This window comes from Aneurinibacillus sp. REN35 (genome assembly GCF_041379945.2).
GTDB lineage: Bacteria > Bacillota > Bacilli > Aneurinibacillales > Aneurinibacillaceae > Aneurinibacillus.
The window spans coordinates 1-320 of sequence record NZ_JBFTXJ020000040.1; the positions used below are offsets into that span (position 1 = coordinate 1).

Consider the following 320-nt stretch of genomic DNA (forward strand, 5'->3'; position numbering starts at 1 on the left):
TCATCGACGCGTTGAATTTGAAAGTAGGCACGATCTGCGACAAGAACAAAGTTTGGATCAAGAAACGAGTCCATCATCGGGCTATCATGGCGTAATCCTGTTGTTTCCATGACATTCTGAGGCATCTTCGATGCCTCTAACAGCGCCACATGAAGTTTCACACCGGATCGTTTTCCATGATACGGAGCCCAAGGAAGCCGACCTTCTCCTACGGTCATCGTGGTGGAATCAATGAGTAGCAGCTCTTTTGGAAATGCCGTGGAGCGGCGAATGCGGCGATTACAACGAGAAAGAAGCAGAAGAAAAAGATCCTTAAAAAT

Annotated in this window: 1 protein-coding gene; it reads right to left on the reverse strand. The window is 47.2% G+C overall.

All coding sequences use genetic code 11. The annotated features are described in order from the left end of the window. Positions 1-320 (reverse strand): transposase (locus AB3351_RS23590; RefSeq protein WP_371149551.1); only part of this gene is annotated, 320 nt, incomplete at both ends.